Raw genomic sequence first — 26,220 nt, 5'->3', positions numbered from 1 at the left:
CTGTTTGTGGAGGAGTTACCAGATGTTGCACAAGTTGGAATGTGTGGTGGATGTACTGACGTCTTCGCGAGCAATCCCGCTCCCACAGTTGAAATGCATTCCCATGTGGGAGCGGGCTTGCTCGCGAAGAGGCCATCAGCCTCAGCGAAAATCTCAGGCCTTGGCGAGAGCTGGCAGATCCCCGGTCAACCCCAGCGCCTCACGCACGAACAGGGCCTTGGCTTCGGGCATTTGGTCGACCATCTTCAACCCGGCATTGCGCAACCAGCGAATCGGCAACGGATCAGCCTGGAACAGGCGCTCGAAGCCTTCCATCGCCGCCATCAACGCCAGGTTGTGGGGCATGCGCCGACGTTCGTAACGGCTGAGCACTTTCACATCCGCCAGACGCTCGCCACGCGCGGCCGCTTGCAACAGCACTTCGGCCAGCACGGCGGCATCGAGAAAACCAAGGTTCACGCCCTGCCCGGCCAAGGGGTGAATGGTGTGCGCCGCATCACCGATCAACGCCAAACCTTCAGCCACATAACGCTTGGCATGACGCTGGCGCAGCGGTACGCACAGACGCGGGTCGGCGCTGAGCACCTTGCCGAGTCGGCCTTCGAAGGCCCGCTCCAGTTCTTTGCAGAAACCGTCGTCATCCAGCGCCATCAGGTGTTCGGCTTCGCTCGGGGTGGTCGACCAGACGATCGAACACCAATCCTGCTGACCGTCACGCTCCAGCGGCAAAAACGCCAGCGGACCGTTGTCGGTGAAGCGCTGCCACGCGGTCAGTTGATGAGGTTTGGCGCTGCGCACGCTGGTGACAATCGCGTGGTGCAGGTAGTCCCACTCGCGCGTCGCCATGCCGGTCAGACGCCGAACGGCGGAATTGGCGCCATCTGCTGCGATCACCAAAGGTGCGCGCAAGGTGCGGCCATCGGCCAGGGTCAGCAGCCAGTCATCGCCGGAACGACGCATTTGCTCCAGGCGCGCGTTGGCCAACATGCCGAGATCGCAGTCGTGCAAGCGGTCGAGCAAGGCGTCCTGAACCACGCGGTTCTCGACGATATGCCCCAGCACGTCGGCATGCACACTGGCTGCCGAAAAATGGATTTGCCCGGTGCCACTGCCGTCCCAAACCTGCATGTCGGTGTAGGGGCTGCTGCGCCGTTTGGCGATGCCGTCCCAGACGCCCAGACGATCAAGAATCCGCTGGCTGGCAATCGATAAGGCGCTGACTCGCGGCTCGAACGAAGCCTGAGCATCGAAGGGTTTGACGCTCATGGGGCTGCCGTCCAGCAGCAGGACTTCCAGCCCGCTGTCCTGCAACGCCAGCGCCAGGGCGCTGCCGACCATTCCGGCCCCGACAATCAGCAGATCTGCGCGCATTTCCATGCTTTAAGCCTGTCTCGCTTGCGGCTTGAGCCGCCTATAAAGGGATTTAACCAAAGTGCCGGCGCCGAGGTTCGGCAGGTAGAAGCTGCCGAACGTATTGGCCAGCCACTTAAGCATCGGGACGCGTACCCAAACCCATGGCCTGTCGCGCGAACCAGCGTTTGGCCGGCGGCAACAGGTCCAGCCCGAGCAGACCGATGTTGCGGCCCAGGGAAACCAATGGTTGAGTACTACCGAACAAACGGGTGACCTGATCGGAGAAACCCACGGTCAGGTTCTGATCCAGACGCTGACGCTCGCGGTAGGCCTGCAAGGTCGCAAAGTCGCCGGGAGATGTTTCGCTGGCCAGCAATGCATCGGCCAGCGCTTGAGCATCACGCAAGGACAGGTTGAAACCTTGCCCGGCAATCGGGTGCAGGCTGTGGGCAGCATTGCCGAGAATCGCCAGGTGCGGACGCACCTGCTCCTCGGCCTCGATCAATGTCAGCGGGTACAAATGCCGCGCGCCAACCTGCTTCAAAGTGCCGAGGCGATAACCGAACACGCCCTGCAACTCGCTGAGGAAGCTCTTTTCATCGAGGGCCGCCAGCCGTTGCGCGTCCATCCCCTGGCGGGTCCAGACCAGTGCGCAGCGGTTTTCCGGCAACGGCAACAAGGCCATCGGCCCGTCATCGGTGAAACGCTCGAAGGCCATGCCGTTGTGCGCTTCACTCGGGGTGATGTTGGCGATCAACGCGCTCTGGTTATACGGGCGCTTTTTGATGCCGATCCCCAGTTGCTCGCGCAGGCCGGAACGGCCGCCATCAGCCAGCACCGCAAGCTCGCATTCCAGCGTGGTTTCGTCGTTGAGGGTCAGGCGATAGCCATCGATCAGCGGCTCCATGCGCGTGACTTCCGCCGGGCAACGCCAGCTGATCACGTCCTTGTCCAGCCCCTGCCAGAGGCATTGGCCGAGCCAGGCGTTTTCCACCACATAACCCAGCGCCGGAACGCCCTCTTCCATCGCCGACAATCGCGCGGTGGAGAAGCGTCCACGGTCGGAGACATGGATCTGTTTGATCGGCTCGGCGCGGCGGGAGATTTCCTGCCACACGCCCAGGCGTTGATAAATCTGCTTGGCACCGTAGGACAACGCCGAGGAACGGGCGTCATAGCTCGGTTGATAAGTATCGCCGGGGGCAAATGGTTCGATCAGCACGATCTTCCAGCCACGAGCCTTGGCCCCGGCCTGCAACGCCAACGCCAGGCTGGCGCCGACCAGACCACCACCGATGATTGCCAGATTGACTCGACTCATGCCGCTTGTGTCCGAGCGGCGGCCATCAAGGCCTCGATCTCGGCGACCGTTTTCGGCACGCCTTTGGTCAGGATTTCACAGCCGCTTTTGGTGACCACTACGTCGTCCTCGATGCGCACGCCAATGCCGCGCCATTTCTTCGCTACGTTCTGGTTGCCCGGGGCAATGTAGATGCCCGGTTCCACGGTCAGCGCCATGCCGACTTCCAATACACGCCATTCGCCGCCGACCTTGTATTCGCCAACGTCATGTACATCCATGCCCAGCCAGTGGCCGGCGCGGTGCATGTAGAACGCTTTATAGGCTTCGCTGGCGATCAACTCGTCGACGTCGCCCTGCAACAGGCCCAACTTCACCAGACCGGCAGTAATCACCCGGACTGTGGCTTCGTGGGCCTGATTCCAGTGTTTGTCCGGGGCGATTTCCGCAAACGCAGCTTCTTGTGACGCCAGCACCAATTCGTAGATTGCCTTCTGTTCCGCTGAATACTTGCCGTTGACCGGCCAGGTGCGGGTGATGTCGCTGGCGTAGCAGTCGATCTCGCAACCGGCATCGATCAGCACCAGATCACCGTCCTTGAGCACCGCGTCATTCTGCTGGTAATGCAGGATGCAGCTGTTGCGCCCAGCGGCGACGATCGAACCGTAGGCCGGCATTTTCGCCCCGCCCTTGCGGAATTCGTAGTCGAGTTCGGCTTCGAGGCTGAACTCATGCAGCCCCACACGACAGGCCTGCATCGCGCGGATGTGTGCCTGTGCGGAAATCCGTGCGGCTTCGCGCATCACCTTCACTTCTGCCGCCGATTTATACAGGCGCATGTCGTGAAGCAGATGATCCAGGGCAACGAATTCGTTCGGCGGCTGGGCGCCGAGGTGCGCTTTAGAGCGGATCACGTTGATCCAGTCCATCAGGTGCCGGTCGAATTCCGGGTTGCTGCCCATGGCCGAATACACCCGGTCGCGACCTTCGATCAGGCCCGGCAGGATGTCGTCGATGTCAGTGATGGGAAAGGCGTCGTCGGCGCCAAAGTCGCGAATCGCGCCTTCCTGCCCGGCGCGCAGGCCGTCCCACAACTCCCGTTCGGCATTGCGTTCACGGCAGAACAGAATGTATTCGCCATGCAGACGCCCCGGCATTAAAACGATGACCGCTTGAGGTTCGGGAAAACCGCTGAGGTACTGGAAGTCGCTGTCCTGACGGTAGACGTGCTCGACGTCGCGGTTGCGGATCGCAACGGCGGCGGCGGGCAGGATGGCGATGCTGTTGGGTTCCATCTGCGCCATCAGGGCCTTGCGGCGACGGCTGTATTCCGATTTCGGGATATGAATCATGGGCAGATGGCTTTCCCTTTCACGCGATTAATGCAACGACGGTTTGGCGGCAGCCGGCGCGTCCGGCTTTTTGTTTTCGGTGAACAGCAGCAGCGGCGCGACGCGCAGGTACTCCATCACTTCCATGTAATCGCTTTCGCCGTCGTCGGACTCTTCCAAGGCGTCTTGCACCTGCGAAATAGCCGCCAGGTCCTGAAGCACTTCGGTGGCCTCGGTGCTCAGCATGCTGCTGTCACGGCAGTTCAGGCCGAAACCGCTGAGGAAACCCTGGCACCATTGGCCCAGTGCGGCGGCACGGTCAGCCAGTGGCTCGTCATCGGTCGGCAGCAGCAGAACGACGGTCACGTCGTCGCCAGTGAGCTCGCCCTTGACCATCTCCTGCAAGCCGATCAAGGCGTTGCGGACATTATCCTGCGGCTCGCTTTCGAGCAGCTCGGCGGCATCGATCAGCCAGCCTTCGGCATCGAAACCGGCTCCGGCGCAACTGCGGCCGAGCAACAGGCCATGCAGTTCGGCAGGCGAGACGTTATGACCGCTGGAAGTCAGCAGTTTGGCGAAGGCTTGGTACGGAGAATTCTGAATGGGCATGGGCAGCTAGGCGCCAGACGGCGCTATGTCTAGAATGAAGGCCTGTATCCTACATCGACAGACTCGCCAAGACTATTAAAGGCTGTCCGCCAGCTACCACCCATCTGACACATTTTCAGTGGACACAATGGAAGACACCGACCTGCAAGCGCTGATGGCCAGACTCGAACTGCTAATTACCCGCGTCGAGCAACTAAAGAGTCAAAACGGACTCCTATTAGCTCAGGAAAAGACCTGGCGCGAGGAACGCGCTCACCTCATTGAAAAGAACGAAATCGCCCGGCGTAAGGTCGAATCAATGATTTCGCGCCTCAAGGCCCTGGAGCAAGACTCATGAGTTCAAGCAATAGCGTTACCGTGCAGATCCTCGATAAAGAATATTCGATCATCTGCCCCCAGGAAGAGCGCAGCAACCTGGTGAGCGCCGCCCGTTACCTGGACGGCAAGATGCGCGAAATCCGCAGCAGCGGCAAAGTCATCGGCGCCGATCGCATCGCCGTGATGGCCGCCCTGAACATCACCCACGATCTCCTGCACAAGGAAGAACGCCCGGATGTACAGGCCAGCGGCTCGACCCGTGAGCAGGTTCGCGACCTGCTGGATCGCGTCGATCTGGTGCTCGCAACCGATCCGGACGTCACCAAGGGCTGAAACGCGAAACCGCTTGGGGTATACTCGCATCACTCCCTGGGGTGCTTGCCAGTTGACCACGTCCCTGAGCCGATTCGCACTACCCTGGAAGTTGCACGTTGGGCTGGTGTGCATGTCCGCTAGACGGAAAGCCTTAAAGCCTACTGCATCTTCCACCTTGAACTTTCGGGTTCAAGGGCTAAGTCAGCAGCGGTTCATCCGGGGAGCCTGATTCCAGTCCGATGCCGGTTTAAATACCGGCATCGGCTTTTTTACGGGTACGCTTTATGTACTTACCCTTCTGAAGCCCGAATCCATGACCGAACCTGCGCTGCTGCCCCGCCCGCAACTTCGACGCATGCTGCGCAAGGCCCGCCGCGCACTGACGCCCAGTCAGCAACGCCAGGCCGCTCGCGGGCTGTACAAGCAATTGGCCCAGCAACCTCTGTTTCGCCGCGCAAAACATATTTCCCTGTATCTGCCCACCGACGGTGAAATCGACCCGCGTGTTTTGCTGCGTGCCGCTCAACGCCGGGGCAAGGCAACTTATCTGCCGGTGCTCAGCGCCTGGCCACGAACCAAAATGGTGTTCCAGCGAATTCGCCCCGGCGAGAAGCTGAAACCCAACCGGTTTCGTATTCTCGAACCCATGCACAATCTCGCCCGGCAACGCAAAGTCTGGGCGCTGGATCTGGTGTTGCTGCCGCTGGTGGGGTTTGACGATGTCGGCGGACGTCTTGGGATGGGCGGTGGTTTCTACGACCGGAGCCTGGCGTACCTGGCGCGGCGCAAAAACTGGCGCAAGCCGACGCTATTGGGGCTGGCCCATGAATGTCAGAAGGTCGAACGATTGGCTCAAGCGAGCTGGGATGTGCCGTTACAGGGAACGGTGACAGACAAGGCGTGGTATTTCGCCGGCTAGACGCCACTGGAATCAGCGGCGTCCGAAGACAGTTTCAGCGTTTGAAGGCCGATGGCTGTTGTTGCTGCGCGATTTCGATCGGAGCGTCGGTCTTGTTGCTCCACAGGCTTTGGGCATAGCCAGTGGTCACGACGCCGAGGCCGAACAAAATAACCAAAATCCATAGTAAATCCGGTTTGCGTTTCATCGATTGCCCCCCAAAGGCACATCAACACGATGACAGCAGCGGTTTCCGTTGTAGGTGTAGGCCGTGCAGCAGCGTCAAGCTTAGAAGGCCGGCATTTTGCGACAACGTGAACCGACACGCAAACGCTGGCGTCAACCGACCGTCGGTTTGTCATAAAATTCCCCGACAACTTGCCCACCCACTTCGCAAGGAGCAAAACCATGGCTTATTGGCTAATGAAATCCGAGCCCGACGAACTCTCGATCAAGGGCCTGGAGACGCTTGGCAAGGCGCGCTGGGACGGGGTTCGCAACTATCAGGCGCGTAATTTTCTGCGGGCCATGGCGGTGGGCGACGAGTTTTTCTTCTATCACTCCAGCTGCCCCGAACCGGGGATCGCCGGGATCGGGAAGATCGTCGAAGCCGCGTATCCCGACCCGACGGCGCTGGAGCCGGAGAGCCCTTACTACGATCCCAAGGCCACGGCAGAGAAAAACGCCTGGAGCGCGATCGATGTTGCGCATATCGAGACGTTTCCCAAGGTGCTTAAGCTGGAATACCTGAAGCAGCAGACAGCGCTGGCCGAGATGCCGCTGGTGCAGAAAGGCTCGCGACTGTCGGTGATGCCGGTGACGGCCGAGCAATGGGCGGCGGTGCTCGATTTACGTTAAATACAGCAGAACCACCCGGTCACCCTCTTTTCTGCGCCGAACAGGGTTAGGCTTGGCCCACAGTTGACTGGTATCAACGCGCCTCGGCGCTCGATCAACCAGACTAGGACGCAACAGCCGCAGGATGCCCGCATGTCTACGCACAGTCGCTCTTCGATTTTTTTCGCCAGCGCTTTAATGGTACTGCTGCTGGCCGCCGGTGGTTTTGGCTACTGGAAGTCGATGCATGACCGGTTGCCCGAAGGTTTGTATGTCGGCAACGGCCGTCTCGAAGCCACCGAAGTGCAGATCGCCAGCAAGACATCGGGACGACTGGCAGAGGTACTTGTCGATGAAGGCGACAAGGTCACCAAGGGCCAGCTGCTAGCCCGCATGGACACCCGCACCCTTGAAGCCCAACGCAACCAGGCTGAAGCTGAAGTGTTGCGTGCCCGGGAAAACCTCAACGCAGCACAAGCCAACGTGCAATTGCGCCAGAGCGAGCAACTGCTGGCCCAGCAGGAACTCAAGCGTTCTCAGGAACTGTTCAAACACGGTTTCGTCAGTGGCCAGATTATCGATCAACAGCAGGCGCGCCTGGACACCGGCATCGCTGCGGTCGCCGCGTCTCGGGCCCAGGTATCGGCCGTTGGCGCCGCGATTGGTGCGGCACAAGCCCAAGTCGCGATGTTGACCAGCGAAATCGACGACAGCAGTTTGCGAGCCCCTATCGACGGAGTGATCCAGCTGCGCATGGCCGAACCCGGTGAAGTATTGGGTGCTGGCGGACGCGTATTACTGCTGATCGACCCGAACGATCAATACATGAACCTCTACCTCCCGGCCTCCGTGACTGGACGCCTGGCGGTGGGCGATGAAGCGCGGATTTTGCTCGATGCCCTGCCCGACCGCCCACTGCCGGCGAAAATCAGCTTTGTGGCAGCCAAGTCGCAATTCACCCCCAAAGAAGTCGAGACCCGCGATGAGCGGCAAAAACTGGTGTTCCGCGTCAAGTTACACCTGACGGATCCCAGTGCCATGCCGCAGGCCAAACCCGGCATGCCCGGCGCCGGCTATGTGCGCACCACTTCCGTTGGTTGGCCGGCCAATCTGCAATGACCGGCCAGGCGGTTCAAGCGACCGGCATCAATCATCGCTACGGCAAACAACAGGCGCTGAGTGACATCACGTTCAGCCTGCCCGCCGGAACCCGTTGCGGGTTGATCGGCCCCGATGGCGCCGGCAAATCGAGCCTGCTGGGGCTGATCGCCGGGGTGAAAACGCTGCAACAAGGCCAGTTGGAGGTGCTCGGCGGCTCGATCCAGGATCGCCGCCATCGCAACACCCTCTACGCGCGCATCGCTTTCATGCCCCAAGGCCTGGGGGGCAACCTTTACCCCGAGTTGTCGATCAGCGAGAACATCCACTTTTTCTCCACCCTGTTCGGCCTGTCAAAAGCTGAATGCGATCAGCGCATGCACAATCTGTTACTGGCTACCGACCTGTTGCGCTTTGCCGACCGCCCGGCCGGCAAACTGTCCGGCGGCATGAAACAGAAACTGGGCCTGTGCTGTGCGTTGATCCATGAGCCGGATCTGCTGATCCTCGATGAACCGACAACCGGCGTCGATCCCCTGTCCCGTCGGCATTTCTGGGAACTGATTGACGATGTGCGGCGCCAGCGTCCACAACTGACACTGCTGGTTGCCACCGCGTATATGGAGGAGGCCGAGCAGTTCGAGCATTGCCTGATGCTCGATGGCGGCAAGTTGATTGCCACCGGGTTAAGCAAGGAATTACGGGCAGTCACAACCAGCGGCAAACTCGACGAAGCCTTCACCCACTATCAGGGTGACAGCAGCCACGACAATCAGCCTCTGCTGATCCCGCCTCGAACCGGCACCACCACCGATATCGCTATCGAAGCCCACGATCTGACCCTGCGCTTCGGCGATTTCACTGCTGTAGACAAGGTCAGTTTTGCCATCGGTCGCGGCGAAATCTTTGGCTTCCTCGGTTCCAACGGCTGCGGCAAAACCACCACGATGAAAGTACTCACTGGGCTGATACCCGCCAGTGAAGGCAGTGCCACGCTGCTGGGCAACCCGGTGAATGCCAAGGACCTGGCCACCCGCAAACGGGTCGGGTTCATGTCCCAGAGCTTTTCGCTGTATGGCGAACTCAGCGTGCGGCAGAACCTGGATCTGCACGCGCGCCTGTTCGATTTGCCCACAACCCAAAGCACACAACGCATCGATGAGCTGATCCAGCGCTTCAATCTGGGCAGCGTTAGCGATCAGCAGTCTGGGGCGCTGCCTTTGGGCTTGCGCCAACGCCTGTCCCTGGCGGTGGCGGTGTTGCATCGCCCGGAAGTATTGATCCTCGACGAACCGACTTCCGGCGTCGACCCGGCGGCGCGGGACGACTTTTGGCGACTGCTGATCGAATTGTCCCGTGAACAAGGTGTGACCATCTTCCTCTCCACCCATTTTATGAACGAAGCCCAACGTTGCGATCGCATCTCGTTGATGCACGCCGGTAAGGTACTGGCTTGCGATACACCGCCAGCACTGCAACAACAGTTCAAGGGCGAAACACTGGAAGCTGCCTTTGTCACTTGCCTGGAGCAAGCCCAGGACACCCCTGAACCGCCGAAACCTCCAGAGCCTGCGAATGCGCCCGTCATGCCGGCCATGCCCAAGAAAGATCGCGGCTTCAGTCTCGGCCGCCTGATGGCGGTGGCGAATCGTGAGGGCAAGGAACTGCTGCGCGACAAAGTGCGGATGGCCTTTGCCCTGCTCGGGGCAATTTTCATGATGGTGATCTTCGGCTACGGCATTTCCCTGGACGTAGAGAAACTCGCCTTCGCCGTCTACGATCAGGATCAGACGCCGCAGAGCCGCGCGTATCTGGAAGCCTTTCGCGGTTCTCGGTACTTCGACGAACAACCCTCTATCCGCGATGCCAAAGAGCTGCATCGCCGCCTTCAGCGCTCTGAAATCAAACTGGCACTTGAGATTGCGCCGGGTTTTGGCCGGGACTTGTACGCCGGGCGTCAACCGGCCGTGGCTGCCTGGCTCGATGGTGGCATGCCGTTTCGCGCCGAGACCAGCCGCAACTACGTCGAGGCCGTGCACCTGGCCAATATTGAACAACTGGCCGAACAGAGCAGCCCCGCGCTGAACCGCCAAGCAGCCGCCCGACTGGAAACCCGCTTCCGCTACAACCAGGACGTTGTCAGCGTCAACGCCATCGGCCCCGGCGTCATGGCGCTGATCCTGGCGTTCATCCCGGCAATGCTGACAGCGCTGGGCATCGTACGGGAGAAAGAACTGGGTTCGATCACCAACTTCTACGCCACGCCGCTGACCCGACTCGAATTCCTGCTGGGCAAACAGGCACCGTATCTGGCAATCAGCCTGATCAACCTCGCGGTGCTGGCCGCGATGAACCGGTGGCTGTTCGGTGTGCCGTTCAAGGGCAGCTTCCTGACCCTGACCTTTGGTGGACTGCTTTATGTGCTGGCAACGACCAGCATGGGCCTGTTGATCTCGGCGTTCACCCGAACCCAGATCGCTGCCATCCTCGGCACCATGATCATCACCAGCTTGCCGACCATCCAGTTTTCCGGGCTGATCGTGCCGCGCTCGTCCCTGGAGGGGGCGGCATCCGTGATGGGCATGCTGTTCCCCGCGGGTCACTTTCTCGATATCGCGGTAGGCACTTTCACCAAGGCCCTGGATATACGGCAGCTTTGGCCACAATGTCTGGCGCTGTTCGGGTTCTTTCTCGGGTTCACCGGGCTCAGCCTGGTCATGCTGAAAAAGCAGGAGGCCTAATGCACAAGCTCGCGCACATCCTGCGCCTGGGTCTCAAGGAACTCACCAGCCTGCGGCATGACAGCGTCCTGCTGCTGTTCCTTTTCTACGCATTCACGGTGGCGATCTATATGCCGGCTGCCGGCTCTGTGATTGGCGTGCATAACGCCAGCGTGGCTATCGTGGACGAAGATCACAGCCTAGTGTCGCGACAACTGGCGCAGGCGCTGCAACCTCCGGAGTTTCAACGCCCGGTCTTGCTGCCTTATGGGCAACTCGATCAGGTCATGGACAGCGGCCAGTACACGTTTGTGATCAACGTGCCGGCGAACTTTCAGACGGATTTGTTGGCTGGTCGCCAGCCTGCCATGCAAGTGAATGTCGACGCCACGGCCATGAGCCAGGCGTTCATGGGCGCGGGTTACATAGGGCGGATTTTCCAGCGCGAATTGTTGAATTATAGCGGCCAGAGCGATGTGGCGAGTAAAGCGCCAGTCCTGCTGACCACCCGCTCGCTGTTCAATACGAATCTGGAGGGCGGCTGGTTTCTGGCCGTCATTCAGATCGTCAACAACATCACCATCCTCGCCATCATCCTGACCGGCACGGCGCTGCTGCGCGAGCGCGAACACGGCACCCTCGACCATTTGCTGGTGCTGCCGCTGACAGCGCTGGAAATCATGCTGGCGAAAATCTGGAGCAACATGCTGGTGGTGGTGCTGTGCACCTGGCTGTCGCTGGAAGTGATCGTCAAAGGCGCGCTCGGCGTGCCACTGGCCGGCTCGATGACCTTATTTTTGCTGGTGACTGCGGTTTATCTGTTCGCCAGCACAGCCCTGGGAATATTCCTCGCGACCCTCGCCCGCTCGACACCGCAGTTCGGCTTGTTGGCGATTCCGGTAATTATCCCGATGTTGCTGCTCTCTGGCGGCAGTACGCCACTCGACAGCATGCCGCAATGGCTGCAATGGGTCATGCAGGGGTCGCCATCGACGCACTTCGTCAGCCTCAGCGCCGCGATATTGTTTCGCGACGCCGGGCTGAGCGTGGTCTGGCCGGACTTACTGGCGCTCACGGTCATTGGGCTGCTGTTCTTTGCGATTGCGCTGATGCGGTTTCGCAAGAGTCTGGCGTCCTGAATGCAGGAGCACGGCTTGCCGGCGATGGCGGTCCTTGTGGGGGGCGCTATCGCGAGCAAGCTTTGCTCCTACGGATCCAGCATTACTGGATGATCAGGTTGTTGAACAACAGATCCTCAACCACCGGGCTGCCGGTTTCGTCGTTCATGATTTGCTGGGTCTGCTTAAGGGCTTCCTGACGCAGCTTTTCCTTGGCCTCGACGTTGTTCATCGCTTCAGTGGTCTGCTGGGCAAACAACGCCACCAGCTGATTACGAATCAACGGTTCATTGGCTTTTACCAGTTTGGTCGCCTCATCACCGGTTACTCGCAACGCCACATCGGCCTTGTAGACCTTGAGCTTCGGCGTCCCGTCCAGCCCGTAGTTGCCCACGAACGGCGGGCTCAGGGTGATGTAATTGACCTTCGGCGCTGCACCTTCTTTGGCTTCTTCGGCCATCGCTGCCACAGGCAGAGACAGGGCCAGTAACAACATGATCCACGCTTTCACAATTCGCTCCTTATCCGGTTTGCGGCCTAGCATAACGACCCGCCGCTCAAGCACAAGCTTATGGCTGACTATCAGGGCCGGGCATGCTCGTTGACCCATCGACTCACACACCTACACTTATCGGCCATCACTCCCAAAGGAATAGCCCTGATGAAAGCCGTGCTGTGCAAAGCCTTCGGCCCTGCCGAATCGCTGGTGCTGGAAGACGTCGCCAGTCCTGTCGCGAAGAAGAATGAAATCCTGCTGGACGTGCACGCCGCCGGGGTGAATTTCCCGGACACGCTGATCATCGAGGGCAAATATCAGTTCAAGCCGCCCTTCCCGTTTTCCCCGGGCGGCGAAGCGGCTGGCGTAGTCAGCGAAGTAGGCGAAAAGGTCAGCCACCTCAAGGTCGGCGACCGGGTCATGGCGCTGACCGGCTGGGGCAGTTTCGCCGAACAGGTCGCGGTGCCGGGCTACAACGTGCTGCCCATTCCGCCATCGATGGATTTCAACACCGCCGCCGCGTTCAGCATGACTTACGGCACTTCGATGCACGCGCTCAAGCAACGGGGCAACCTGAAACCGGGTGAAACCTTGCTGGTACTCGGCGCTTCCGGTGGTGTCGGTCTGGCCGCTGTAGAAATCGGCAAAGCCATGGGTGCCCGGGTGATCGCCGCCGCCAGCAGCGCCGAAAAACTCGCAGTGGCCAAAGCCGCCGGTGCCGATGAGTTGATCAACTACAGCGAAACCAGTCTCAAGGACGAAATCAAGCGCCTGACCGATGGCCAGGGCGCCGATGTGATCTACGACCCGGTCGGCGGCGATCTGTTCGACCAGGCCATCCGCGCCATCGCGTGGAACGGCCGTCTCCTGGTTGTCGGCTTCGCCAGCGGACGCATCCCCGAACTCCCTGTGAACCTCGCACTGCTCAAAGGTGCAGCGGTGGTGGGTGTGTTCTGGGGCTCGTTCGCCCAGCGCCAGCCTCAAGACAACGCGGCGAACTTCCAGCAATTGTTTGGCTGGTTTACCGAGGGCAAGTTGAAACCGCTGGTGTCGCAGGTGTATCCACTGAGCAATGCGGCACAGGCAATCAATGATCTTGGCCAGCGCAAAGCGGTTGGGAAAGTGGTGGTTCAGGTTCGCTGAGCCCAATGAAGCGGTCTGGACTTCAAAATCAAGTTGTCAGGCCGCTTACTTCCCATCCAATCGAAGGACATTTCCCAAAGCCTCGTCCTACCCTGGAGCGAAATGCGGCATGAAGACCTGCAAGTAACGCTTCCTACAACGCCCTACAGTTGTACCTGAGCGACATGTTCATAAAACAACATGCAATCTCCAACATTTCCGCTATTTGACCAATGCGAACCGGTGCTATTTTCGGTAACGAAACTGTAACATTCGCATCCGCAGTCAAAACAAGAAATCTGGAGCTCTTGAATGTTTGCTTTCTTTCGCCCTGCCGCACATCAGGCTCCATTGCCTGAAGAAAAAATAGACAACACCTACCGGCGCCTTCGCTGGCAGATCTTCGCCGGGATTTTCTTTGGCTATGCGGGGTATTACCTGCTGCGCAAAAACTTCTCCCTGGCCATGCCCTATCTGATCGAAGAGGGTTATACCCGCGGCGAACTGGGCTTGGCGCTGTCGGCCATCGCCATTGCCTACGGCCTGTCCAAGTTCCTGATGGGCATCGTGTCCGACCGCTCCAATCCGCGCTTCTTCCTGCCCTTCGGCCTGCTGGTGTCGGCCGGTGTGATGTTCATTTTCGGTTTCGCGCCCTGGGCGACGTCCAGTGTGACCATCATGTTCATCCTGCTCTTTATCAATGGCTGGGCCCAGGGCATGGGCTGGCCGCCGAGTGGGCGGACGATGGTGCACTGGTGGTCGCAGAAGGAACGCGGTGGCGTAGTGTCCTTGTGGAACGTGGCGCATAACGTCGGTGGCGGTCTGATCGGCCCGCTGTTCTTGCTCGGCATGGGCCTGTTCAATGACTGGCACGCAGCGTTTTACGTGCCGGCGGCGGTCGCCATGGCGGTGGCGGTGTTTGCCTTCGTCACCCTGCGCGACACCCCGCAATCGGTGGGCCTGCCGCCCATCGAAAAGTACAAGAACGACTACCCGGAAGGCTACGACGCCAGCCACGAAGAAGAATTCAGCGCCAAGGAAATCTTCGTCAAATACGTGCTGCGCAACAAAATGCTCTGGTACATCGCCCTGGCCAACGTCTTCGTCTACCTGTTGCGCTACGGCGTGCTGGACTGGGCACCGACCTACCTCAAGGAAGCCAAGGGCTTCACCGTGGATAAGACCTCGTGGGCCTACTTCTTCTACGAATGGGCAGGTATTCCGGGCACGCTGCTCTGTGGCTGGATGTCGGACAAGATCTTCCGTGGCAACCGTGGCCTGACCGGCATGGTGTTCATGGCTTTGGTGACTGTTGCGACCCTGGTGTACTGGCTAAACCCGGCCGGCAACCCGACAGTCGACATGATCGCGCTCATCTCGATCGGCTTCCTGATCTACGGCCCGGTGATGCTGATCGGCCTGCAAGCGCTGGAATTGGCACCGAAGAAAGCCGCCGGTACGGCAGCGGGCTTCACGGGTCTGTTCGGTTATCTGGGGGGGTCGGTCGCGGCCAGTGCAGCGATGGGCTACACCGTGGACCACTTCGGCTGGGATGGCGGTTTCATCTTGCTGATCGGCGCGTGCCTGCTGGCGATGGCCTTCCTGGCGCCGACGCTGTGGCACAAACAAGTCGCCAGTCAGAGCCGCGAAGCAATCGCCTGATCGGCCGTTGATTTGCAGCGCTTGAGCCGCGCCTCCAGATTCCGGTCTGGCATGGCGTGGCTACGCAGGGCGTGGGCGGTCTGCTCGACATAATCGCGAGTGGTGCCGTAACGCCCGCAAGCGTTTTCGAACACGTGGCTCAGCACGTGATCCGGCAAGTTGCCCGCATAGCTGGGCAGATGCCGCTCCAATACAAACCCCAACGCCTGAACCTGACTTCCGTCTTCAAGACGGCAGTTGAGCCAGTGTGGGCGATAGGACGGGAATGGCATTTCGCGCTGCCAAAGTGCGTAAAGAGAGGCTTCAAGTTGTTCTTCAGGCAAGCGATAGGCGAAGCCGCTGCAAGAACCACCGCGATCCAGGCCGAACACCAGCCCAGGCACTTCGGGGGTGCCGCGATGTTCGTGGGACCACAAATACAAACCGCGATGGTAGCCATGCACACGACCCCGAACTCGCTCCACTGCTGCACATTCAGGACGCCAGATCAGCGAACCGTAAGCGAACAGCCACACCGGCCCGCCCTTGTGGCGCGCCATCGTCGACTGCATTGAGCTGAGCAATTGTTCGTGCGTGAGCTGCGGCCCCAGATCGAGCTGCGGAGGGTAAGCCAGATTCAAAAAAGCAGATTCAATGGCGCTCATGGCGATTAGCGTTCAGCTCCCCGCGGGTGAAGAATTACTTAATAGAACGCACCGCTGTAACAATAAGGCACATATGTTTTAAGGCAATTTAAGTGCCATGGCACAGTTCATAACTATTTGCCTGGATGACATATAACCTACCGGTATTTATATAAATCTATAAATACCGATCGGCTATATAGGGAGTTATAACGAATAAGAGCGGGGATCAAAATCGCGAATCAAAATCGCGGATCAAAATCGCGGATCAAGATCGAGGCGCGTACGCAAATACATCCGCGCGCATTTGATGAGCATCCATCCCGGCTTCGACCAAAGCATCCAGCGTGCCGTAGACCATGGCCGGAGAGCCGCTGGCGTAGACATGCAAGGGTTTCAGATCAGGGAAGTCCTCGCACACCGCCTCATGCAACATGCCGCAGCGCCCCTGCCAGCTGCATTGATCGCTGACGACTTTATGCAGGAACAGATTGGGCAGTTTCAGCCATTCATCCCAATGTTCGATGGCATAAAAATCTTCAGGACGACGCACGCCCCAATACAAATGCACCGGATGTTTAAAGCCCGTGGCGCGGCAATGTTCGATCAGGCTATGGATCTGGCCCATGCCGGTGCCCGCGGCAATCAGCACCAGCGGACCGTCCGGCAGTTCCGCCAGGTGGGTGTCGCCGAATGGCATTTCGATTCGCACCATCAGGTTGCGTTGCAACTGGTCGATCAGGCTCAGCGCACTGCTTTCGCGCGCCAGCACATGAATTTCCAGATCACGCCCGCCATGCGGAGCCGAGGCCAGGGAGAACGCGGATTTCTCACCGTTCTCGCGCTCGATCATCAAGTACTGACCGGCGTGATAACGCGGCGGCTTGCCGGCCGGCGCTCGCAGTCGCACACGCCAGGTATCGCCGCCGACGTCCCTGCATTCAATGACCTGACACGACAAGCTGCGCACCGGCAATTCTCCCAGCGCGAGCACGCCATCCCACAGCACGATGCAGTCTTCCAGCGGCTCTGCAATGCAAGTGTAGAACTCGCCATGGTCGCGCACACCGCCTTCCTGCTCGACCCGCCCTTCCACCAGCAGTGCGGCGCACACGTGGCAATTGCCGTTGCGACAGCTTTGCGGGCATTCATAGCCCAGACGCCGTGCGCCATCGAGAATCCGCTCGCCGGGCAGAATCTGTAGCACTGCTCCGGAGGGCTGCAAGGTTACACGCATCAATCTATTCCTAACTGATTCCAGATGGCATCGATCCGCTGGGTAACGGCTTCGTCCTTGACGATCACCCGGCCCCACTCGCGAGTGGTTTCGCCCGGCCATTTGTTCGTGGCATCAAGCCCCATCTTCGAACCCAGGCCGGAAACCGGCGAGGCGAAGTCCAGGTAATCGATCGGCGTGTTGTCGATCATCACCGTGTCGCGCTTGGGGTCCATGCGCGTGGTGATGGCCCAGATCACGTCGTTCCAGTCGCGTGCGTTGATATCGTCATCACAGACGATAACGAACTTGGTGTACATGAACTGTCGCAAAAACGACCAGACACCGAGCATTACCCGCTTGGCGTGGCCCGGATACGACTTCTTCATGGTCACGATGGCCATGCGGTACGAGCAGCCTTCGGGCGGCAGGTAGAAGTCGGTGATCTCGGGGAACTGCTTCTGCAGGATTGGCACGAACACTTCGTTCAGCGCCACGCCGAGAATCGCCGGCTCATCCGGCGGACGGCCGGTGTAGGTGCTGTGGTAGATCGGTTTGATGCGGTGGGTGATGCGCTCGACGGTGAACACCGGGAAGCTGTCGACTTCGTTGTAGTAACCGGTGTGGTCGCCGTACGGGCCTTCATCGGCCATTTCGCCCGGATGGATCACGCCCTCAAGGATGATCTCGGCGGTGGCCGGCACTTGCAGGTCGTTGCCACGGCACTTCACCAGTTCGGTGCGGTTGCCGCGCAGCAGACCGGCGAAGGCGTATTCGGAGAGGCTGTCCGGCACCGGCGTCACCGCGCCGAGAATGGTCGCCGGGTCGGCGCCCAGCGCCACGGACACCGGGAACGGCTGGCCGGGATGCTTCTCGCACCACTCACGGTAATCCAGCGCGCCGCCACGGTGGCTCAGCCAGCGCATGATGACCTTGTTGCGGCCGATCACTTGTTGACGGTAGATGCCGAGGTTCTGGCGATCCTTGTTCGGACCTTTGGTGACGGTCAGGCCCCAGGTGATCAGCGGGCCGACGTCGCCCGGCCAGCAGGTCTGCACCGGCAGCATCGCGAGGTCGACGTCGTCGCCTTCGATGACCACTTCCTGGCACACCGCGTCTTTGACTACCTTCGGTGCCATGGCGATGATCTTGCGGAAGATCGGCAGCTTGGACCAGGCATCTTTCAGGCCTTTCGGCGGCTCGGGTTCCTTGAGGAACGCCAGCAGCTTGCCGATCTCGCGCAATTCGCTGACCGCTTCCGCGCCCATGCCCAGCGCCACGCGCTCAGGGGTGCCAAACAGGTTGCCGAGCACCGGGATGTCATAACCCGTGGGCTTTTCGAAAAGCAGGGCCGGACCTTTGGCACGCAGGGTGCGGTCGCAGACCTCGGTCATTTCGAGCACTGGGGACACCGGAACCTGGATGCGCTTGAGTTCGCCGCGCTTTTCCAGACCGCTGATAAAGTCGCGCAAGTCGCGATACTGCATGCGTGAGCCTCGTGTTGGCCGTGCCGTTCGGGGGTGGCAGTTTAGCGCCGAACCCCTCTGTTCAGAACCACGAACTGGCAATTGATCAAAAATCAGATAGCAAAAAGCCGGGTTTCCCCGGCTTCTTGGCCTTATCGACTTACTTGCGTTTCATCGACAGGAAGAACTCATCGTTGGTCTTGGTCGTTTTCAGCTTGTCGACCAGGAACTCGATGGCAGCGATTTCGTCCATCGGGTGCAGAAGCTTGCGAAGGATCCACATGCGCTGCAACTCGTCGTCGGCGGTCAGCAACTCTTCGCGGCGGGTGCCGGAACGGTTGATGTTGATGGCCGGGAAGACGCGTTTTTCGGCGATGCGACGATCCAGCGGCAGTTCCATGTTGCCCGTGCCTTTGAATTCTTCGTAGATCACTTCGTCCATCTTCGAGCCGGTTTCAACCAGCGCGGTGGCGATGATGGTCAGCGAACCGCCTTCTTCGATGTTCCGCGCGGCGCCGAAGAAACGTTTCGGTTTCTCCAGGGCGTGGGCATCGACACCACCGGTGAGTACTTTGCCGGAGCTCGGGATCACGGTGTTGTAGGCGCGAGCCAGACGAGTGATGGAGTCGAGCAGGATCACCACGTCCTTCTTGTGTTCGACCAGGCGCTTGGCCTTCTCGATCACCATTTCGGCAACCTGCACGTGGCGGGTTGGCGGCTCATCGAACGTCGAGGCAACCACTTCGCCGCGCACGGTGCGCTGCATTTCGGTCACTTCTTCCGGACGTTCGTCGATCAGCAATACGATCAGATGAACTTCAGGATTATTACGCGCGATGTTGGCTGCGATGTTCTGCAGCATGATGGTTTTGCCGGCTTTCGGCGGTGCAACGATCAGACCGCGCTGGCCTTTGCCGATCGGGGCGCACAGGTCGATGACACGACCGGTCAAGTCTTCGGTGGAACCGTTGCCGGCTTCCATCTTCATGCGCACGGTCGGGAACAGCGGGGTCAGGTTCTCGAAGAGAATCTTGTTTTTCGCGTTCTCGGGACGATCGTAGTTGATCGTATCGACCTTGAGCAGCGCGAAATAACGCTCGCCTTCCTTTGGAGGACGGATCTTGCCAACGATGGTGTCACCGGTGCGCAAGTTGAAGCGACGGATCTGACTCGGCGAGACGTAGATATCGTCTGGGCCGGCGAGATAGGAAGCGTCAGCGGAGCGAAGGAAGCCGAAGCCGTCCTGGAGAATCTCCAGCACGCCATCACCGGAAATTTCCTCGCCGCTTTTAGCGTGCTTTTTGAGCAGGGAGAAAATCACGTCCTGCTTGCGCGAACGGGCCATATTTTCTATGCCCATCTGTTCGGCCAATTCGAGCAGTTCGGTAATCGGCTTTTGCTTGAGTTCAGTCAGATTCATATAGGAATGACGTAATCATTTATGGAGGGGGGGAAATTAAGCTTTTGGCTTAATGAGGCCGCGCCGCAGAGAAGGCGACAGGATCGCGTACTTATTCGAAAAGGAGTGCGTCGGCGACGGCTAGCAGGGGGCAGTGGAGAAACCAGTGCGGGGCCGAATGTACCACCTGAGTTTCGGAGCGTCTAGCCCTCAATAACGAAAAGGCCCCGCGATGTGCGGGGCCTTTTTGATGACGCTTTAAACGACGCTTAGATGTTGGCGTCGAGGAAAGCAGCCAGTTGCGACTTCGACAGCGCGCCAACCTTGGTCGCTTCAACGTTGCCGTTCTTGAACAGCATCAGAGTCGGGATACCACGCACGCCATGCTTGGCCGGAGTTTCCTGGTTTTCGTCGATGTTCAGTTTGGCAACGGTCAGCTTGCCTTTGTAGGTTTCAGCAATTTCGTCCAGAACAGGAGCGATCATTTTGCAAGGGCCGCACCATTCAGCCCAGTAGTCGACCAGTACAGCGCCTTCGGCCTTGAGGACGTCGACGTCGAAGCTAGCGTCGGTGACGTGTTTAATAAGATCGCTGCTCATGGAAGTCTCCAGGTTGTAAGCAAAAAAACGTGGCCCATCATAGCCGCCCTTCCCTCGTTCAGGAAGGTGCAGATGATTGAGTCTCGCTATGGTGCCGCATGAGTTTGGGTATAGCTCAAGTCACGAGGTGGCGGGAGCGACGAAGGCAATTCCAGTGCGTAGTGCCGCGTTACGCACATGTTCGTGCATGGCCTTCTGTGCTGCGCCGGACGCCCGCCGGGCCAGTGCGCGGAGGATTTTGCGGTGCTCCTGCCAGGTTTCCATGGCCCGCTCGGCCCGGATGAACGGTAGCTTTTGGCTCTCTAGAAAGATGTCGGCGCTGGCCGTCAGGATGCTCAGCATCGCCTGATTGCCGCTCGCCAGCAGGATGCGCCGGTGAAACTCGAAATCCAGTCGCGCCGCGGCCTCGAAGTCGCCGGCCTTCAATTCGACGCGCATGGCGGCGACGTTATCTTCCAGTGCATCGAGCTCGTGAGTACTCAGGGTCACCGCCGCCAAACCGGCGGCAAAGCCTTCCAGGGCATAGCGCAACTGGAAGATATCCAGCGGCGAGGCCTGGGCCGCGAACGGCCAACTCAGCCCCGCATCCCCTCGCGGCAAATCAACCGGTGACTGCACGAACACGCCTTTGCCCGGCTGGATGCTGATCACCCCCAACGCACTCAATGACGACAACGCCTCGCGCAGCGACGCCCGACTGACCCCCAATTGCACCGCCAGATCCCGTTGCGAGGGCAAGGCATCGCCCGGGCCGAAACCTTGCTCGGTGATCAGTTTACGGATGGCTTGCAGCGCCACTTCAGGTACGGCGCGGGAGATCGAGTTCATGGTTTTTCAGACGAACCAGGCCAATGAGCGGTTAGTTGTAAAGCTATTCGCGACGCTCGGCAAGTCGTGCCCCATGGGGGTTCGGAGATTTTCATGGATGCGCTATCGGGGTGCGAAACCATGCATGACTGTTCAGACCAGTAAGACCGAAAGACTCCAGCAAAACCGTGGCCTTGCGCCCCAAAAACCCGATATTGGCACGGCCCATGCTCTGTCGATCCGCAGAATTCACTTCTCGCCGATTCGGAGATTTGCCATGACCCAGCGTTACAGCGCCCTCCTCGCCGCCCTGTTTGCCAGCCTGATGCTGAGCCAGGCGCCCGCCCACGCCGACGGTCTGGAGGATGTGGTCAAGCGCGGCGTCCTCAAGGTGGCCGTGCCTCAGGACTTCCCGCCCTTCGGCTCGGTCGGCCCGGACATGAAACCGCGCGGCTTGGACATCGATACGGCAAAACTGCTGGCCGACCAACTCAAGGTCAAACTCGAGCTGACGCCGGTCAATAGCACCAACCGCATTCCGTTCCTGACCACCGGCAAGGTCGATCTGGTGATCTCCAGCCTCGGCAAGAACCCCGAGCGCGAGAAGGTTATCGACTTCTCCCGTGCCTACGCGCCGTTCTACCTCGCCGTATTCGGCCCGCCAGACGCCAGCATCAAAAGCCTGGACGACCTCAAGGGCAAAACCATCAGCGTCACCCGTGGCGCCATCGAAGACATCGAGCTGACCAAAGTCGCGCCCGAAGGCGTGACCATCAAGCGCTTCGAAGACAACAACTCGACCATCGCCGCCTACCTCGCAGGGCAAGTTGACCTGATCGCCAGCGGCAACGTGGTGATGGTGACCATCAGCGAGCGCAACCCAAAACGCATTCCGGCGCTGAAAGTGAAGCTCAAGGATTCGCCGGTCTATGTCGGCGTGAACAAAAACGAGCCGGCGTTGCTGGACAAGGTCAACCAGATCCTCGCCACCGCCAAGACCGACGGCGCGCTGGAGAAGAACTCCCGGACCTGGCTCAAAGAGCCGCTGCCGGCTGATCTCTGATCGTCGTTGCGGAGACTGAATATGGCTTATCAGTTCGACTTTTTACCGGTGGTGCACAACACCGACCTGCTGCTGCGCGGTGCGCTGTTCACCCTTGAACTGACGGCCATCGGCGCGGTGCTCGGGGTGAGTCTGGGCATCGTCGGGGCGCTGGTGCGAGCGTGGAACATCCGTCCGTTCGCCGGTATTTTTGGGGTCTACGTCGAGTTGATCCGCAACACGCCGTTTCTGGTGCAATTGTTTTTCATCTTCTTCGGCCTGCCGTCACTGGGGGTGCAGATTTCGGAATGGCAGGCGGCAGTGCTGGCGATGGTGATCAACCTGGGCGCCTATTCCACCGAGATCATCCGCGCCGGCATCCAAGCGATCCCTCGAGGGCAGCTGGAAGCTGCCGCCGCGTTGGCGATGACCCGTTTCGAAGCGTTCCGCCACGTGGTGCTGCTGCCAGCACTGGGCAAGGTTTGGCCGGCATTGAGCAGCCAGATCATCATCGTCATGCTGGGTTCAGCCGTCTGCTCGCAAATCGCCACCGAAGAACTGAGCTTCGCCGCCAACTTCATTCAGTCGCGCAACTTCCGCGCCTTTGAGACCTATGCCCTGACCACACTGCTCTACCTGTGCATGGCGCTGCTGATCCGCCAGTTGCTGAACTGGATTGGTCGCCGTTTTATCGCAAGGAGCAGCAACCAATGAGCGATTTCACCTTCTGGGACGTCGTACACAACCTGCTCACGGGCCTGCAATGGACCCTGGCGCTGTCGCTGGTGGCATTTATCGGTGGCGGACTGATCGGCGTGCTGGTCATGGTCATGCGCATCTCGAAAAAATCCCTGCCGCGCAATTTCGCCCGCACCTACATCGAACTGTTCCAGGGCACGCCGCTGTTGATGCAGCTGTTTCTGGTGTTCTTCGGCGTGGCGTTGGCGGGGATAGAGATTTCGCCGTGGATGGCGGCGGCGATAGCCCTGACGCTGTTCACCAGCGCCTACCTGGCGGAGATCTGGCGTGGTTGCGTCGAATCGATCCCCAACGGCCAGTGGGAAGCTTCATCAAGCCTGGCGCTGAACCCGCTGGAGCAACTGCGCTACGTGATCCTGCCGCAAGCGCTGCGAATCGCCGTGGCGCCGACCGTGGGCTTCTCGGTGCAGGTGGTCAAAGGCACCGCCGTCACCTCGATCATCGGCTTCACCGAACTGACCAAGACCGGCGGCATGCTCGCCAACGCGACCTTCGAACCGTTCATGGTCTACGGCCTCGTGGCCCTCGGTTACTTCCTGCTCTGCTACCCCTTGTCCCTCAGTGCGCGCTATCTGGAAAGGAGACTGCATGCCTCTGCTTAGAATCTCGGCCCTGCATAAATATTACGGCGACCACCATGTGCTCAAAGGCATCGACCTCAGCGTCGAGGAAGGTCAGGTGGTAGCGATCATCGGCCGCAGCGGCTCGGGAAAATCCACCTTGTTGCGCACCCTCAATGGCCTGGAATCGATCAACGACGGCGTGATTGAAGTCGACGGCGAATACCTCGACGCCGCCCGTGCCGACCTGCGCAGCTTGCGACAGAAAGTCGGAATGGTGTTTCAGCAGTTCAACCTGTTCCCGCACCTGACGGTCGGCGAGAACGTGATGCTCGCACCGCAAGTGGTACAGAAAGTGCCGAAAGCCAAAGCGGCCGACCTTGCGCGGGAGATGCTGGAACGGGTCGGGCTGGGGGAAAAATTCGATGCCTTCCCGGATCGGTTGTCTGGCGGGCAGCAACAGCGGGTGGCGATTGCCCGGGCGCTGGCGATGTCACCGAAGGTCTTGCTGTGCGATGAAATTACCTCGGCGCTGGACCCGGAATTGGTCAATGAAGTGCTGAGCGTGGTCCGGCAACTGGCCAAGGAAGGGATGACGTTGATTATGGTCACCCACGAGATGCGTTTTGCCCGGGAGGTTGGGGATAAGTTGGTGTTCATGCATCAGGGCAAGGTGCATGAGGTGGGGGATCCGAAGATTCTGTTCGCCAACCCGCAGACCACGGAGTTGGCGAATTTCATTGGGACGGTTGAGGCTGCGGGCTGATTGATCTTCAGCGCCTGCAAGGCCGCCTTCGCGGGCAAGCCCGCTCCCACAGGGTTCTCTGCTGGAACGCGATGGTGTGCTCGACGCAAAAACCTGTGGGAGCGGGCTTGCTCGCGAAGAGGCCATTCGCAACACCACGGATGCCCCGTGGTAAAAGATCGCAGCCTTCGACAGCGCCTACGCGTTGGCGGCAGCGTTTGATCGTGGCACGATGTCGAGGTTATCGACCGAGACCCCCTGACCATGCCGCAATCCCAAGCCAAGAATCTGTCCCTGATCGCCGCAATCGACCTGGGCTCCAACAGCTTTCACATGGTCGTGGCCAAGGCCCAGAACGGCGAAATCCGTATTCTCGAACGACTCGGGGAGAAGGTTCAGCTGGCCGCCGGCATCGACGATGAGCGTCAGCTCAGTGAAGAATCCATGCAACGCGGGCTCGATTGCCTGAAGCGTTTTGCCCAACTGATCAACGGTATGCCGCCCGGCGCCGTGCGGATCGTCGGCACCAACGCCCTGCGTGAAGCCCGTAACCGTGGCGAATTTATCCGCCGCGCTGAAGAAATCCTTGGCCACCCGGTGGAAGTCATCTCCGGCCGTGAAGAAGCACGCCTGATTTACCTCGGCGTCTCCCACACCCTCGCCGACACCCCGGGCAAACGCCTGGTAGCCGACATCGGCGGCGGCAGTACCGAATTCATCATCGGCCAGCGCTTTGAACCACTGCTGCGCGAAAGCCTGCAGATGGGCTGCGTCAGCTACACCCAGCGCTATTTCAAGGATGGCAAGATCACCCCGGCCCGCTACGCCCAGGCGTACACGGCGGCGCGGCTGGAGATCATGAGCATCGAACACGCCCTGCACCGGCTGACCTGGGATGAAGCCATCGGCTCCTCGGGCACCATTCGTGCGATTGGCCTGGCGTTGAAGGCTGGCGGTCATGGCACGGGCGAGGTTAATGCCCAAGGCCTGGCCTGGCTCAAGCGCAAGTTGATCAAGCTCGGCGACGTTGAGAAGATCGACTTCGAAGGCATCAAGCCTGACCGCCGGGCGATTTTCCCTGCCGGCCTTGCGATTCTCGAAGCGATTTTCGATGCCCTCGAACTGCAACGCATGGACCACTGTGAAGGCGCCCTGCGCGAAGGCGTGCTCTATGACCTGCTAGGCCGCCATCATCACGAAGACGTCCGTGAGCGCACCCTTAGCTCGCTGATGGAGCGTTATCACGTCGACCTGGAACAAGCGGCGCGGGTTGAGCGCAAGGCGTTGCATGCTTTCGATCAAGTGGCTGAGGATTGGGAGCTGGATGACGGGGTCTGGCGTGAATTGCTCGGCTGGGCGGCCAAGGTCCATGAAGTGGGCCTGGACATCGCTCACTATCAGTATCACAAGCACGGCTCCTACCTGATTGAGCACTCGGACCTGGCCGGGTTCTCCCGCGAAGACCAGCTGATGCTCGCGCTGCTGGTGCGCGGCCACCGCCGCAATATTCCCCGGGACAGGTTTGCCGATTTCGGCGATGACGGCATCAAGCTGATTCGCCTGTGCGTGCTGCTGCGCTTTGCGATCCTGTTCCATCACATCCGTGGCACCCAGGAAATGCCCCAGGTCGTGCTGCACGCCAACCGCGACAGCCTTGATGTGCAGTTCCCGGAAAACTGGCTGGACGAAAACCAGCTGACCCAGGCCGACTTCGCCCTTGAAGCGGAGTGGCTGACCCGCGTCGGCTTTGTGCTTAACGTTCGCTGAAAATGAAAAAGGCCTTCTTCGGAAGGCCTTTTTTTGTGTCCGCAATTCAGCAAACGACGC

26 protein-coding genes and 1 other RNA gene are annotated in these 26,220 nt (G+C 59.8%); 15 read left to right on the top strand and 12 right to left on the bottom strand.

The window, feature by feature from the left end:
* Nucleotides 1-153: 153 nt before the first annotated feature.
* From DFS28_RS02105 to DFS28_RS02090, 4 genes are all read right to left on the bottom strand, one after another.
* Nucleotides 154-1,371: a 2-octaprenyl-3-methyl-6-methoxy-1,4-benzoquinol hydroxylase gene (locus DFS28_RS02105; RefSeq protein WP_165933981.1), complete on the bottom strand. Its 1,218-nt coding sequence runs from the start codon at nt 1,369-1,371 to the stop codon at nt 154-156.
* Nucleotides 1,372-1,486: 115 nt separating this feature from the next.
* Nucleotides 1,487-2,674 (bottom strand): 2-octaprenyl-6-methoxyphenyl hydroxylase, encoded by a 1,188-nt coding sequence (gene ubiH, locus DFS28_RS02100; RefSeq protein WP_111448360.1) that lies wholly within the window; start codon nt 2,672-2,674, stop codon nt 1,487-1,489.
* Entirely contained in the window at nt 2,671-4,005 is a 1,335-nt protein-coding gene (pepP, locus tag DFS28_RS02095; RefSeq protein WP_111448359.1) for a Xaa-Pro aminopeptidase, read from the bottom strand. The genes ubiH and pepP overlap by 4 nt, the downstream gene beginning before the upstream one ends.
* Before the next feature lie 27 nt (nt 4,006-4,032).
* Nucleotides 4,033-4,593: a YecA family protein gene (locus DFS28_RS02090; RefSeq protein ID WP_008150369.1), complete on the bottom strand. Its 561-nt coding sequence runs from the start codon at nt 4,591-4,593 to the stop codon at nt 4,033-4,035.
* Between the two features lie 127 nt (nt 4,594-4,720).
* Between DFS28_RS02090 and DFS28_RS02085 the strand changes: the two genes are divergently transcribed.
* From DFS28_RS02085 to DFS28_RS02070, 4 genes are all read left to right on the top strand, one after another.
* Nucleotides 4,721-4,930 (top strand): TIGR02449 family protein, encoded by a 210-nt coding sequence (locus DFS28_RS02085; RefSeq protein ID WP_007982902.1) that lies wholly within the window; start codon nt 4,721-4,723, stop codon nt 4,928-4,930.
* A complete protein-coding gene (locus tag DFS28_RS02080; protein WP_007942435.1) occupies nt 4,927-5,244 on the top strand; it encodes a cell division protein ZapA in 318 nt (105 codons plus the stop codon). Before DFS28_RS02085 ends, DFS28_RS02080 begins: the two co-directional genes overlap by 4 nt.
* Before the next feature lie 30 nt (nt 5,245-5,274).
* Nucleotides 5,275-5,453, top strand: a non-coding RNA gene (ssrS, locus tag DFS28_RS02075) — 6S RNA.
* A gap of 86 nt (nt 5,454-5,539) precedes the next feature.
* A complete protein-coding gene (locus tag DFS28_RS02070) occupies nt 5,540-6,145 on the top strand; it encodes a 5-formyltetrahydrofolate cyclo-ligase (RefSeq protein ID WP_111448358.1) in 606 nt (201 codons plus the stop codon).
* Nucleotides 6,146-6,179: 34 nt separating this feature from the next.
* Here the strand turns inward: DFS28_RS02070 and DFS28_RS02065 are convergent, their stop codons facing one another.
* Complete coding sequence (locus DFS28_RS02065; protein WP_008024268.1) at nt 6,180-6,332, bottom strand: hypothetical protein; 153 nt, start codon at nt 6,330-6,332, stop codon at nt 6,180-6,182.
* 200 nt (nt 6,333-6,532) lie between these two features.
* Here DFS28_RS02065 and DFS28_RS02060 point away from each other — a divergent pair, with 200 nt between their 5' ends.
* From DFS28_RS02060 to DFS28_RS02045, 4 genes are all read left to right on the top strand, one after another.
* Nucleotides 6,533-6,982: an EVE domain-containing protein gene (locus DFS28_RS02060; protein ID WP_111448357.1), complete on the top strand. Its 450-nt coding sequence runs from the start codon at nt 6,533-6,535 to the stop codon at nt 6,980-6,982.
* A 132-nt stretch (nt 6,983-7,114) separates the two neighbouring features.
* On the top strand, nt 7,115-8,080 hold the full coding sequence (locus DFS28_RS02055; protein WP_111448356.1) for an HlyD family secretion protein: 966 nt from the start codon (nt 7,115-7,117) through the stop codon (nt 8,078-8,080).
* Nucleotides 8,077-10,800, top strand: coding sequence for a ribosome-associated ATPase/putative transporter RbbA (rbbA, locus tag DFS28_RS02050; protein WP_111448355.1), 2,724 nt, complete (start codon nt 8,077-8,079; stop codon nt 10,798-10,800). The genes DFS28_RS02055 and rbbA overlap by 4 nt, the downstream gene beginning before the upstream one ends.
* Nucleotides 10,800-11,918 (top strand): ABC transporter permease, encoded by a 1,119-nt coding sequence (locus DFS28_RS02045; RefSeq protein ID WP_111448354.1) that lies wholly within the window; start codon nt 10,800-10,802, stop codon nt 11,916-11,918. Before rbbA ends, DFS28_RS02045 begins: the two co-directional genes overlap by 1 nt.
* Before the next feature lie 82 nt (nt 11,919-12,000).
* Here DFS28_RS02045 and DFS28_RS02040 read toward each other — a convergent pair whose 3' ends face one another.
* Nucleotides 12,001-12,408, bottom strand: a complete 408-nt coding sequence (locus DFS28_RS02040; protein ID WP_111448353.1) for a flagellar basal body-associated protein FliL — start codon at nt 12,406-12,408, stop codon at nt 12,001-12,003.
* A 150-nt stretch (nt 12,409-12,558) separates the two neighbouring features.
* On the opposite strand from DFS28_RS02040, the gene DFS28_RS02035 reads away from it, so the two are divergent.
* Together DFS28_RS02035 and glpT are read left to right on the top strand one after the other, a co-directional pair.
* Nucleotides 12,559-13,536, top strand: a complete 978-nt coding sequence (locus DFS28_RS02035; protein ID WP_111448352.1) for an NADPH:quinone oxidoreductase family protein — start codon at nt 12,559-12,561, stop codon at nt 13,534-13,536.
* A gap of 291 nt (nt 13,537-13,827) precedes the next feature.
* Complete coding sequence (glpT, locus tag DFS28_RS02030; protein ID WP_111448351.1) at nt 13,828-15,177, top strand: glycerol-3-phosphate transporter; 1,350 nt, start codon at nt 13,828-13,830, stop codon at nt 15,175-15,177.
* On the opposite strand, the gene DFS28_RS02025 is transcribed toward glpT, so the two are convergent.
* From DFS28_RS02025 to DFS28_RS02000, 6 genes are all read right to left on the bottom strand, one after another.
* On the bottom strand, nt 15,153-15,821 hold the full coding sequence (locus DFS28_RS02025) for a gamma-glutamylcyclotransferase (RefSeq protein WP_111448350.1): 669 nt from the start codon (nt 15,819-15,821) through the stop codon (nt 15,153-15,155). The genes glpT and DFS28_RS02025 overlap by 25 nt on opposite strands.
* 247 nt (nt 15,822-16,068) lie before the next feature.
* On the bottom strand, nt 16,069-17,037 hold the full coding sequence (locus tag DFS28_RS02020; protein ID WP_111448349.1) for a CDP-6-deoxy-delta-3,4-glucoseen reductase: 969 nt from the start codon (nt 17,035-17,037) through the stop codon (nt 16,069-16,071).
* Nucleotides 17,037-18,503 carry a 4-hydroxy-3-polyprenylbenzoate decarboxylase gene (ubiD, locus tag DFS28_RS02015; protein ID WP_008150342.1) on the bottom strand — a complete coding sequence of 489 codons (1,467 nt, stop codon included), beginning with the start codon at nt 18,501-18,503 and terminating at the stop codon, nt 17,037-17,039. The genes DFS28_RS02020 and ubiD overlap by 1 nt, the downstream gene beginning before the upstream one ends.
* A 139-nt stretch (nt 18,504-18,642) precedes the next feature.
* A complete protein-coding gene (rho, locus tag DFS28_RS02010; RefSeq protein WP_007942421.1) occupies nt 18,643-19,902 on the bottom strand; it encodes a transcription termination factor Rho in 1,260 nt (419 codons plus the stop codon).
* Between the two features lie 248 nt (nt 19,903-20,150).
* Nucleotides 20,151-20,480 carry a thioredoxin TrxA gene (gene trxA, locus DFS28_RS02005; RefSeq protein WP_008150340.1) on the bottom strand — a complete coding sequence of 110 codons (330 nt, stop codon included), beginning with the start codon at nt 20,478-20,480 and terminating at the stop codon, nt 20,151-20,153.
* Between the two features lie 120 nt (nt 20,481-20,600).
* The gene (locus DFS28_RS02000; RefSeq protein WP_111448348.1) at nt 20,601-21,308 is read right to left on the bottom strand and encodes a FadR/GntR family transcriptional regulator; all 708 of its coding nucleotides are present in this window, start codon (nt 21,306-21,308) and stop codon (nt 20,601-20,603) included.
* Nucleotides 21,309-21,564: 256 nt separating this feature from the next.
* On the opposite strand from DFS28_RS02000, the gene DFS28_RS01995 reads away from it, so the two are divergent.
* The 5 genes from DFS28_RS01995 (at nt 21,565) to ppx (ending at nt 26,160) form a co-directional block, all read left to right on the top strand.
* Nucleotides 21,565-22,350 (top strand): transporter substrate-binding domain-containing protein, encoded by a 786-nt coding sequence (locus DFS28_RS01995; protein ID WP_033060641.1) that lies wholly within the window; start codon nt 21,565-21,567, stop codon nt 22,348-22,350.
* Between the two features lie 21 nt (nt 22,351-22,371).
* Complete coding sequence (locus DFS28_RS01990; protein WP_111448347.1) at nt 22,372-23,043, top strand: amino acid ABC transporter permease; 672 nt, start codon at nt 22,372-22,374, stop codon at nt 23,041-23,043.
* Entirely contained in the window at nt 23,040-23,690 is a 651-nt protein-coding gene (locus DFS28_RS01985; protein WP_111448346.1) for an amino acid ABC transporter permease, read from the top strand. Before DFS28_RS01990 ends, DFS28_RS01985 begins: the two co-directional genes overlap by 4 nt.
* On the top strand, nt 23,677-24,414 hold the full coding sequence (locus DFS28_RS01980; protein ID WP_111448345.1) for an amino acid ABC transporter ATP-binding protein: 738 nt from the start codon (nt 23,677-23,679) through the stop codon (nt 24,412-24,414). The genes DFS28_RS01985 and DFS28_RS01980 overlap by 14 nt, the downstream gene beginning before the upstream one ends.
* Before the next feature lie 243 nt (nt 24,415-24,657).
* Nucleotides 24,658-26,160 carry an exopolyphosphatase gene (gene ppx, locus DFS28_RS01975; protein ID WP_111448344.1) on the top strand — a complete coding sequence of 501 codons (1,503 nt, stop codon included), beginning with the start codon at nt 24,658-24,660 and terminating at the stop codon, nt 26,158-26,160.
* Nucleotides 26,161-26,220 lie beyond the last annotated feature (60 nt).

Source organism: Pseudomonas sp. 478 (assembly GCF_003254125.1).
GTDB lineage: Bacteria > Pseudomonadota > Gammaproteobacteria > Pseudomonadales > Pseudomonadaceae > Aquipseudomonas.
The sequence above is the reverse complement of the archived record's forward strand: the minus strand, read 5'-3'. Positions and strand labels throughout refer to the sequence as shown.

Excerpts from the sequence above, each read along its gene's own strand:
- DFS28_RS02105 (WP_165933981.1), bottom strand. The coding sequence starts at position 1,371 with ATGCGCGCAGATCTGCTGATTGTCGGGGCCGGAATGGTCGGCAGCGCC.
- ubiH (WP_111448360.1), bottom strand. The coding sequence starts at position 2,674 with ATGAGTCGAGTCAATCTGGCAATCATCGGTGGTGGTCTGGTCGGCGCC.
- pepP (WP_111448359.1), bottom strand. The coding sequence starts at position 4,005 with ATGATTCATATCCCGAAATCGGAATACAGCCGTCGCCGCAAGGCCCTG.
- DFS28_RS02090 (WP_008150369.1), bottom strand. The coding sequence starts at position 4,593 with ATGCCCATTCAGAATTCTCCGTACCAAGCCTTCGCCAAACTGCTGACT.
- DFS28_RS02085 (WP_007982902.1), top strand. The coding sequence starts at position 4,721 with ATGGAAGACACCGACCTGCAAGCGCTGATGGCCAGACTCGAACTGCTA.
- DFS28_RS02080 (WP_007942435.1), top strand. The coding sequence starts at position 4,927 with ATGAGTTCAAGCAATAGCGTTACCGTGCAGATCCTCGATAAAGAATAT.
- DFS28_RS02070 (WP_111448358.1), top strand. The coding sequence starts at position 5,540 with ATGACCGAACCTGCGCTGCTGCCCCGCCCGCAACTTCGACGCATGCTG.
- DFS28_RS02065 (WP_008024268.1), bottom strand. The coding sequence starts at position 6,332 with ATGAAACGCAAACCGGATTTACTATGGATTTTGGTTATTTTGTTCGGC.
- DFS28_RS02060 (WP_111448357.1), top strand. The coding sequence starts at position 6,533 with ATGGCTTATTGGCTAATGAAATCCGAGCCCGACGAACTCTCGATCAAG.
- DFS28_RS02055 (WP_111448356.1), top strand. The coding sequence starts at position 7,115 with ATGTCTACGCACAGTCGCTCTTCGATTTTTTTCGCCAGCGCTTTAATG.
- rbbA (WP_111448355.1), top strand. The coding sequence starts at position 8,077 with ATGACCGGCCAGGCGGTTCAAGCGACCGGCATCAATCATCGCTACGGC.
- DFS28_RS02045 (WP_111448354.1), top strand. The coding sequence starts at position 10,800 with ATGCACAAGCTCGCGCACATCCTGCGCCTGGGTCTCAAGGAACTCACC.
- DFS28_RS02035 (WP_111448352.1), top strand. The coding sequence starts at position 12,559 with ATGAAAGCCGTGCTGTGCAAAGCCTTCGGCCCTGCCGAATCGCTGGTG.
- glpT (WP_111448351.1), top strand. The coding sequence starts at position 13,828 with ATGTTTGCTTTCTTTCGCCCTGCCGCACATCAGGCTCCATTGCCTGAA.
- DFS28_RS02025 (WP_111448350.1), bottom strand. The coding sequence starts at position 15,821 with ATGAGCGCCATTGAATCTGCTTTTTTGAATCTGGCTTACCCTCCGCAG.
- DFS28_RS02020 (WP_111448349.1), bottom strand. The coding sequence starts at position 17,037 with ATGCGTGTAACCTTGCAGCCCTCCGGAGCAGTGCTACAGATTCTGCCC.
- ubiD (WP_008150342.1), bottom strand. The coding sequence starts at position 18,503 with ATGCAGTATCGCGACTTGCGCGACTTTATCAGCGGTCTGGAAAAGCGC.
- rho (WP_007942421.1), bottom strand. The coding sequence starts at position 19,902 with ATGAATCTGACTGAACTCAAGCAAAAGCCGATTACCGAACTGCTCGAA.
- trxA (WP_008150340.1), bottom strand. The coding sequence starts at position 20,480 with ATGAGCAGCGATCTTATTAAACACGTCACCGACGCTAGCTTCGACGTC.
- DFS28_RS02000 (WP_111448348.1), bottom strand. The coding sequence starts at position 21,308 with ATGAACTCGATCTCCCGCGCCGTACCTGAAGTGGCGCTGCAAGCCATC.
- DFS28_RS01995 (WP_033060641.1), top strand. The coding sequence starts at position 21,565 with ATGACCCAGCGTTACAGCGCCCTCCTCGCCGCCCTGTTTGCCAGCCTG.
- DFS28_RS01990 (WP_111448347.1), top strand. The coding sequence starts at position 22,372 with ATGGCTTATCAGTTCGACTTTTTACCGGTGGTGCACAACACCGACCTG.
- DFS28_RS01985 (WP_111448346.1), top strand. The coding sequence starts at position 23,040 with ATGAGCGATTTCACCTTCTGGGACGTCGTACACAACCTGCTCACGGGC.
- DFS28_RS01980 (WP_111448345.1), top strand. The coding sequence starts at position 23,677 with ATGCCTCTGCTTAGAATCTCGGCCCTGCATAAATATTACGGCGACCAC.
- ppx (WP_111448344.1), top strand. The coding sequence starts at position 24,658 with ATGCCGCAATCCCAAGCCAAGAATCTGTCCCTGATCGCCGCAATCGAC.